This window comes from Nocardia pseudovaccinii NBRC 100343, assembly GCF_001613225.1.
In the GTDB taxonomy this organism is placed as follows: Bacteria; Actinomycetota; Actinomycetes; order Mycobacteriales; family Mycobacteriaceae; genus Nocardia; species Nocardia pseudovaccinii.
The window spans coordinates 1-8,761 of record NZ_BDBY01000295.1; the positions used below are offsets into that span (position 1 = coordinate 1).

At 66.8% G+C, this 8,761-nt stretch carries 6 protein-coding genes; 5 read left to right on the plus strand and 1 reads right to left on the minus strand.

Translation table 11 applies throughout. The features are described from left to right. The 4 genes from NP3_RS35030 to puuE all read left to right on the plus strand — a co-directional run. A partial coding sequence (locus NP3_RS35030) for a xanthine dehydrogenase family protein molybdopterin-binding subunit (protein WP_281197648.1) occupies positions 1 to 2,497 on the plus strand: 2,497 nt, incomplete at its 5' end. Positions 2,498 to 2,690: 193 nt separating this feature from the next. Beyond that, positions 2,691 to 3,878: a DUF6986 family protein gene (locus NP3_RS35035; protein ID WP_063046020.1), complete on the plus strand. Its 1,188-nt coding sequence runs from the start codon at positions 2,691 to 2,693 to the stop codon at positions 3,876 to 3,878. Further along, the gene (gene alc / locus NP3_RS35040) at positions 3,875 to 4,936 is read left to right on the plus strand and encodes an allantoicase (RefSeq protein ID WP_245721233.1); all 1,062 of its coding nucleotides are present in this window, start codon (positions 3,875 to 3,877) and stop codon (positions 4,934 to 4,936) included. Before NP3_RS35035 ends, alc begins: the two co-directional genes overlap by 4 nt. Continuing rightward, on the plus strand, positions 4,933 to 5,832 hold the full coding sequence (gene puuE / locus NP3_RS35045) for an allantoinase PuuE (RefSeq protein ID WP_063046021.1): 900 nt from the start codon (positions 4,933 to 4,935) through the stop codon (positions 5,830 to 5,832). The genes alc and puuE overlap by 4 nt, the downstream gene beginning before the upstream one ends. Here puuE and NP3_RS35050 read toward each other — a convergent pair. Further along, positions 5,829 to 6,950 carry an alpha/beta hydrolase gene (locus NP3_RS35050; RefSeq protein WP_063046022.1) on the minus strand — a complete coding sequence of 374 codons (1,122 nt, stop codon included), beginning with the start codon at positions 6,948 to 6,950 and terminating at the stop codon, positions 5,829 to 5,831. The two genes, puuE and NP3_RS35050, sit on opposite strands and share 4 nt — an antisense overlap. 432 nt (positions 6,951 to 7,382) lie before the next feature. Here NP3_RS35050 and aceA point away from each other — a divergent pair, with 432 nt between their 5' ends. After that, entirely contained in the window at positions 7,383 to 8,672 is a 1,290-nt protein-coding gene (gene aceA / locus NP3_RS35055; protein WP_063046023.1) for an isocitrate lyase, read from the plus strand. The last annotated feature ends 89 nt before the right edge of the window (positions 8,673 to 8,761 follow it).

Here is an 8,761-nt window from a genome sequence, read left to right on the forward strand (position 1 = left end):
CGGTGGTGGCGCGACCGTGGGGAGCGGCGATGTTTCGGCACCGGGCGGCGGTCATACGCCTGGTTGCCTGACCATGGGGAGTAGCGCTCCGGGCGTTGGTACGACTGTTGGGCCTGACCAGGCGAAGGACCCTATCCACAGGTCTGAAGCTGACACAGGGGTCAGCGCCGCAGCGCAGGTCCGTCCGGACAATGCCGCCCATGGACACGCGGGCACCGACGTCGGTGCGCCCGCCGGAGCGCGAGTCGTCACGGGCACAGAGCCGTTCACCTTCGATGTCCGTCCGCAGGATGCGGCCACTGATGTGGATGCCGCCACAGCGCCGCCCACGAGCCCACTGCATATCGCTATCTTACCGAGCCCGCACCCCCACGCGCGAATCGTGGCCATCGACACCTCCGCCGCCGAAAACCTGCCGGGCGTGCATGCGGTGCTCACCTACGCCGACGCTCCTGATATCGCCTTTTCCACTGCGCGCCACGAACTCCGAGTCGACGACCCGGATGACACCTACGTGCTGGATCGCACGGTGCGATTCGTCGGACAGCGGGTCGCCGTCGTAGTGGCGGAAAGCCTGGATATCGCGCGCGCGGGTTGCCGGGCCCTGCAGGTCGAGTACGACATCCTGCCCGCGGTATTCGATCCGGCCGAGGCATTGCTGCCGGAAGCGCCGAAACTGCATGGTGACAAGCCGGATTCGGCTCGCATCGCCGATGCCGAACGCAATCTGATCGCTGAGATCAACGGCGAGGTCGGCGACATTTCGGCGGGTATCGCCGCGGCGGCGCAGGTGGTCAGTGGCGTCTGGCATTCGCCGCGCGGCCAGCACGTCCATCTGGAAACCCACGGCGGTATCGGCTGGTTGGACGCCGACGGCAGGCTGGTCGTCCGCTGCAGCACGCAGGTCCCGTTCCTGGTGCGCGACGAACTGTGCCAGATATTCGGGCTACCGCGTGACCGGGTGCGGGTATTCGCCAAGCGCGTCGGCGGCGGATTCGGCGCCAAACAGGAAATGCTGGCCGAGGATCTGATAGCACTGGCCGTGTTGCGAACCGGCCGACCCGTGCAATACGAATTCACCCGCTCCGACGAATTCACCAGCGCCACTTGCCGTCATCCGATGCGGGTCGCGATCACCGCGGGCGCGGATGCCGACGGCATACTGACCGCACTGTCGATCGACGTGCTCGCCGATGCCGGGGCATACGGCAATCACAGCGCGGGCGTGCTGTTCCACGGCGTCGGCGAATCCATCGAGGTCTACCGCTGCGCCAATAAGCGTGTCGAGGCGAAGACGGTCTACACCAACAACGTTCCCTCGGGCGCATTCCGCGGCTACGGTCTCGGACAGATCATCTTCGGCGTCGAGTCGGCATTGGATGAACTGGCGCGCGAACTCGATATCGACCCATTCGAATTCCGCCGCCGCAATGTCATCGTTCCCGGCGACGCATTCGTCGGCGCGGAAGTCAGCGACAGCGATCTGGACTTCGGCAGCTACGGCCTCGATCAATGTCTAGACCTCGCCGAACGAGCTTTATTGCACGGCAACAAGATTCGCGCTCCTGGTTCGGACTGGCGGGTGGGCACCGGTATGGCGCTCGCCATGATCGCCACCATCCCGCCACGCGGCCACCGCTCCGAGGCAGTCGTCACGCTCCTACCCGATGGACGGTACGAACTCCGGGTCGGCACAGTCGAATTCGGCAATGGCACCACCACGGTGCACGCGCAACTCGCGGCGACTGCGCTACACACCGACGTGCGACGCATCGTGATCCGTCAGTCGGACACCGATGTCGTCGGCTACGACACCGGCGCCTTCGGGTCCACCGGCATCACCGTCGCGGGTAAGGCCTCCTACGCCGCTGCCGTGGCGTTGCGCGAGCACATCCTGGTCCGGGCCGCCAAGCTGACCGGTCGCGCCGAAGCGGGGTGCGTCCTGGTGGCCGATGGCGTCCGCTGCGGCGATCGGCTGATCGACGCCGCCGAGCTGCTGGCCGACGGCGAGTTGTCCGGCCACGGCGAACACGCGGGCAGCCCGCGCTCGGTCAGCTTCAATGTGCAGGCATTCCGGGTGGCCGTGCAGCCCGACACCGGGTTGGTTCGCATCCTGCAATCGGTCCAGGCCGCCGACGCGGGCACGGTGCTCAACCCGGTGCAGTGCCGCGGGCAGGTGGTCGGCGGTGTCGCGCAGGCCATCGGCACCGCGCTCTACGAGGACATGCGCTCCGCACAAGGCGAGGTAACTACGCGGACACTGCGGCACTATCACATTCCGCAGTTCGCGGATCTGCCACACACCGAGGTCTACTTCGCCGAAACCGCCGATGACCTGGGACCACTGGGCGCCAAGTCGATGAGCGAATCCCCGTACAACCCGGTTGCCCCCGCCCTGGCGAACGCCATCCGCGATGCTGTCGGGGTACGACAGACCGGTTTGCCGATGACGGCGGACCGGATCTGGCGCGCCCTTCAGGAAGGAGACCAGGGGTGAGTTCCCAGCGACGTGAGCGTCAGGCCCGGAGGAGGCAGCGTGCGTAACCACGGAGGGCCCGGGAGCGGCGCAATTCGAATCCCGCGCCGCGAGCGTCAGCCCCGGAGGAGGCAGCGTGCGTAACCACGAAGGGCCGGGGAACGGCGCAAATCCAACACAGCTACCCGGGAATGTCCGCGCTCGCATCGACGCGATGCTCGACACGGTCGACGCCGAGTTGCGGACCCGGTACCCGGGCCCCGACGGCCGGGTCCAGCCGATCCACACCGCCTACGTCCCGGCCGACCGGGCCACCGCCGCGACCCCCGCCGAATGGGGTGCGGCGGCGATAGAGCTGCTCGATCGCCACCACGACCTGCTCGCCGGAATCGACGGCACCGACGCGCTGCCTACCGTGCGCAGCCGACTCGAACAGCAGCCGATCCAGGATCTGCGCATCGACTTCGAAGACGGTTACGGCTTCCGTGCGGACGCCGAGGAGGACGAGGCCGCCACCAATGCGGGGACGGCACTCGCCGAGTGGGCGAAGCAACCTGGTGGCCCGACGAGTCTCGGCATTCGGATGAAGGGTCTGGCGGGCACCGAACGCATTCGCGCCCTGCGCACCCTCGAGCTGGTTCTGGACGCCGCGGGCGGTGTGCCGACGGGTTTCGTCTTCACGGTCCCGAAGATCCGTGCGGCGGAACAGGCTTCGGCGTTGGTCGCGCTGTGTGACGGACTCGAGCGCGGATCCGGACTCGTCGCGGGCACCCTGCGATTCGAACTCCAGATCGAGAGCCCGCAGGCGATTATCGCCGCCGACGGCAGCGCCCCGATCGCCAAGATGATCAGCAGGTCCGATGGCCGTTGCAGTGCTTTGCACTTCGGCACCTATGACTACACGGCCGCGTGCGGTATCGCCGCGCCCGATCAGGCGCTCGACCATCCGGCTGCGGACTACGCGAAGTCGGTCATGCAGGTGGCCGCCGCCCAAACCGGGGTGTGGATCTGTGACGGCTCCACCCAGATCGTGCCGGACCGCGATCCGGAATCCGCACTGCGCAACCATCATCGGCTCGTCGGCCGGGCGCTGCGCCTCGGTTACTACCAGGGCTGGGATATGCATCCGGGCCACCTGATCACCCGCTGGCTGGCCACCTACGAATTCTTCCGCCGCGCCATCGACGTCGCGGTTCCCCGTCTGGTCGCCTACCTCGACCGGCGCTCCGGCGGCGTCATGGACGAGCCCGCCACCGCGGAAGCTTTGGCGGCCACCGTTTTACGCGGCTTGAACTGCGGTGCACGCACCGCCGATGAACTGCGTGCGCTCGCGCCGGTGCTGACTCCCGAGGTGCTGCGGGCGCTCGTCGCGCGCGAGCCGATTCCGCAGGAGACGGTGTGAACGACTACGCAGGAGGCCCATTGAACGCGGATTTCACGCTGCTGCCCGATCTCGCGGTGCGGCCGCTCGGTGGATCGGTCATCTGGGCCGATGACGAATTCTTCGCGGAGAAGGAGAATTTGATCAATCCGGGTCCGTCGGAATACCGACCGTCGACCTTCGGACACAAGGGCCAGATCTACGACGGCTGGGAAACCCGCAGGCACCGCGGCCGCCCCGGTGACGACTCGGCCATCGTGCGCCTGGGCGTGCCCGGCGTGATCTGCGGCATCGTGGTGGACACCGCCTGGTTCAAGGGCAACTATCCGCCCGCGGTTTCGGTCTCCGCACTCGAGATCGATGGCTATCCGCCCGCGGAAACCATTGCCGAGCGCGACGATTGGGTGCCCCTGATCGACCATGCCCCGGTAACCGGCGACAGCCGCAATCCGTTCGCGATCGAGAACGAAAACCGTTGGACCCATGTGAAACTCACCATGCATCCGGACGGCGGCGTCGCCCGGTTGCGCGTACACGGCGAGGGCAGGCCCGATCCGAAGCTGCTCGGTCTCGGCCCACTGGACTTGGCAGCACTGGAAAACGGCGCCCTGGTCCTCGACTGCTCCAACCGCTTCTACAGTTCGCCGAACCAGCTGCTCTACCCCGGCCTGGCACGAAAAATGGGCGACGGCTGGGAAACCGCCCGCCGCCGCGACGACAGCAACGACTGGGTGCACATCCGGCTGGCTGGACCCGGCCTGATCCGCCTCGCCGAGATCGATACGTCGTACTTCCTCGGCAACAGCCCCGGCTCGGCCCGGCTCACCGGCCGCACCACCGACGGCACCGAACTCGAATTGCTCCCGCGTACCGAACTGCTGCCCGACACCAGGCACCGCTTCGCGATCGCGCCGATGGCGGCCTCGGTCGAGGAGGTCCGCCTGGATATCTACCCCGACGGCGGGCTCGCGCGACTGCGCCTCTACGGCGAACTCGGGGGTTTGCCCGACCGGAGGTCCAAGGGGCGAAGCGCCGCAGTTCCGGGGGGTGTGGGGGTTCCCCCACAGGAGACAGCATGAGCGAACGAGATTTCGTCGGCTACGGTGCGACGCCACCGGATCCGCAGTGGCCCGATGGTGCGAAGATCGCGGTTCAGTTCGTCCTCAATTATGAAGAGGGCGCGGAGCACAATGTGCTCGACGGCGATCCGCATTCGGAGACGTTTCTCTCGGAAATTACTCCCGCGCAAGCCTTTCCGAATCGTCACATGAGCATGGAATCGCTGTACGAATACGGCTCCCGTGCCGGACTGTGGCGGGTCCTGCGCGCCTTCGAGCGCCGCGACCTACCGCTGACCATCTTCGCCGTCGCCCGTGCCATGCAGCGAAATCCCGAGGCGGTGGCCGCCTTTCGGGAACTCGGCCACGAAATCGCCAGCCACGGCCTGCGCTGGCAGTCCTACCAGCTCACCGACCGTGACACCGAGCGCGAGCACATGGCCGAGGCCGTGCGCATCCTCACCGAACTCACCGGCGCGGCCCCGCTCGGCTGGTACACCGGCCGCGACTCCCCGCACACCAGGGAACTGGTGGTAGAACACGGCGGTTTCGTCTACGACTCCGACTCCTACGCCGATGATCTCCCGTACTGGGTCACCGTGCACGGCCGGAACCACCTGGTCGTCCCGTACACCCTCGACACCAACGACATGCGCTTCGCCTCACCCGCGGGTTTTCCCAGCGGCGAGCAATTCTTCGCCCACCTCCGCGACGCCTTCGACGTGCTCTATCGCGAAGGCGCGGAGGGCAGTCCGAAGATGCTGTCGATCGGCCTGCATTGCCGTCTGGTCGGCCGCCCCGCCCGCCTCGCCGCGCTGGAACGGTTCCTGGACCACGTCCAGTCGCATGCCGACGTGTGGGTCGCGCGCCGCATCGATATCGCCGAGCACTGGCGCCGGGTGCATCCGGCGGTCTAGGCGAACAGATTCCGCACGAAAGGCAGCGAATCCGGCAGCGACGCATTGACGGTCCCGCTGTGATCTTCCGGATAAGTGTGCAGCGTGACCGGCTGCCGATTCGCCTCGAGCACCGCGGCGTACCGCAGCGTCTCCGGCGTCACCACATCGGTGTCGCGCAAACCCTGCCCCAGAAACAGCGGCCTGTCGTAACCGGATTCGGGCAGGCCGAGATATCCGGTCAGCAGCCCGTGCAGGTCCGGGATCTCGAGCAGCGGACGTGCGAACAGGTCACCGATCACCACGCCGTCGGCCGCGAGCGCATCGCTGAGCGGGGTGATGCAGGCCTCGCGGGCACGGGCGAGCCAGTCGCGGCCGGACTCGGTCAGATACGAATCGATATTCAGCGCCGGATAGGTGGTTCGCAGGCCGTTGAGGATGTAGAGCACATACGCCGACGAGTGCGGCGACAATTTCACCGGCGGCACATGCGGACCGAGCGGCAACAGAATGTCCTGGATATACGCTGGTATGCCGGTGCCGACCGCGCCGCGGTAGTCGAGTTCGGGTCCGCCGAATTCGGAGGCGTAGCGCGCCGTGTAGACGGCAGCACCGGCACCCTGTGACTGACCGACGACCACCCACTTCTTCGCCAGCGACGAGTACTGCCTGGTGGCGGCCCGCACCGCGTCGACGACGTTGTGCGCGACCACGACGCCATTGAGATACGGATGTTCGCCCGGCGTGCCGAGCCCGGCGTAATCCGCGGTGACGATGGCATAGCCCTGCCGCAGCCACGTCTCCAGATACGCCCAGTCCCGCTCGACCGCGCTCGGCCCGGCGATGCTGTAGGCGCAGTCGTCACCGAGTCCGACCGTGCCGTGCGCCCACGCGATCACCGGCCAACCACCCTCGGGTGCTTCCCCGGGCGGGAAGTAGACCGCGGCACCTGCCACCGTCGGGACATCGTTCGCGGTGGTCGTCTCGTACAGGATGCGGCTGGAATTCGCCGAACCGGGCGGTGTCGCCACCGCGGCCAGCGGTGCGACGGATTCCACCGCGCCCGGGTCGGCGCTCGCCGCTGGCAGTTGCAGGCCTAGACCACATATGACGACAACGGCGAACCACAGTTTCCGCATGAAGGCTCCTCTCGGACGCGGAACGTCTGACCGCGATGGACGCGGTCTGCCAATCGAACCATCGGCGCCGATTTCGAGGTGGCGGAGGCCACACGGAGGCTTGTGAAGGTGCTCACAACCCGGAATGCCGGGCGCGTCGGATGGCAGCCCGTCTGGCGATCTCAAACAGTACGAGCGTTACGCTAAAACCGCATGTCAGCGCTACCGGCGGGTAGGTTTCACGCTTGCAATTCGCGGGCAAATTTCGCAAGGTTAGCAAAGACTAGTCGAAACCTAGCTCGGATTCGCACTTGCAACAGGTAGACGGCTATTTCCTGGTGTGCCATCGTGTGGAAGTACACCCCATGGGCCTAGCAAGCCTGCAAATTGCCGCCACAGCAGTTCGAGTGATGCTCGACCGTGGGGCACCGAAACGAAGAAGTGGAGTCAGAGATGTCGAACGCCGGCACCCCGAAGACCGCTGCGGAGATCCAGCAGGATTGGGACACCAACCCGCGCTGGAAGGGCGTCACCCGCAACTACACCGCCGAGCAGGTGTCGAAGCTGCAGGGCACCGTCGTCGAAGAGGCCACCCTCGCCCGTCGTGGCTCGGAGATCCTCTGGGATCTCGTCAACAACGAGGACTACATCAACTCCCTCGGTGCCCTTACCGGTAACCAGGCGGTCCAGCAGGTCCGCGCCGGCCTGAAGGCCATCTACCTGTCCGGTTGGCAGGTCGCCGGTGACGCGAACCTGTCCGGCCACACCTACCCGGACCAGTCGCTGTACCCGGCCAACTCGGTTCCGTCCGTGGTCCGCCGCATCAACAACGCGCTGCTGCGCGCCGACGAGATCGCCAAGGTCGAGGGCGACACCTCGGTCCAGAACTGGCTGGCTCCGATCGTCGCCGACGCCGAGGCCGGCTTCGGTGGCGCGCTGAACGCCTACGAGCTGCAGAAGGCCATGATCGCCGCCGGTGCCGCCGGTGTGCACTGGGAGGACCAGCTGGCCTCCGAGAAGAAGTGTGGCCACCTGGGCGGCAAGGTGCTGATCCCGACCCAGCAGCACATCCGCACCCTGACCTCCGCGCGTCTGGCCGCCGACGTCGCCGACGTGCCTTCGGTGATCATCGCCCGCACCGACGCCGAGGCCGCCACCCTGATCACCTCGGACGTGGACGAGCGCGACCGTGAGTTCCTGGACGGCACCCGTACCGCCGAGGGCTTCTTCGGTGTGAAGAACGGCATCGAGCCCTGCATCGCGCGTGCCAAGGCCTACGCCCCCTACGCCGACCTGATCTGGATGGAGACCGGCGTGCCGGACCTCGAGGTCGCGCGCAAGTTCGCCGAGGCCGTCCGCGGCGAGTTCCCGGACCAGCTGCTGGCCTACAACTGCTCGCCGTCCTTCAACTGGAAGGCGCACCTGGACGACGCGACCATCGCGAAGTTCCAGCGCGAGCTCGGCGCGATGGGCTTCAAGTTCCAGTTCATCACCCTGGCCGGCTTCCACTCGCTCAACTACGGCATGTTCGACCTGGCCTACGGTTACGCCCGCGAGGGCATGACCGCCTTCGTCGACCTGCAGGAGCGCGAGTTCAAGGCCGCCGCCGAGCGTGGCTTCACCGCCATCAAGCACCAGCGTGAGGTCGGTGCCGGCTACTTCGACACCATCGCCACCACCGTGGACCCGAACACCTCGACGGCGGCCCTGAAGGGTTCCACCGAAGAGGGTCAATTTCACTGAGATGAAGTGAAAGATGGCCATCGCTCAGTCTGAGTCGGTCGAACACCGGGGTGTACCAGCGTTCGGCGCTGAACCGACCCCGACGGAGC

Excerpts from the sequence above, each read along its gene's own strand:
- puuE (WP_063046021.1), top strand. The coding sequence starts at position 4,933 with ATGAGCGAACGAGATTTCGTCGGCTACGGTGCGACGCCACCGGATCCG.
- aceA (WP_063046023.1), top strand. The coding sequence starts at position 7,383 with ATGTCGAACGCCGGCACCCCGAAGACCGCTGCGGAGATCCAGCAGGAT.
- NP3_RS35035 (WP_063046020.1), top strand. The coding sequence starts at position 2,691 with ATGCTCGACACGGTCGACGCCGAGTTGCGGACCCGGTACCCGGGCCCC.
- NP3_RS35050 (WP_063046022.1), bottom strand. The coding sequence starts at position 6,950 with ATGCGGAAACTGTGGTTCGCCGTTGTCGTCATATGTGGTCTAGGCCTG.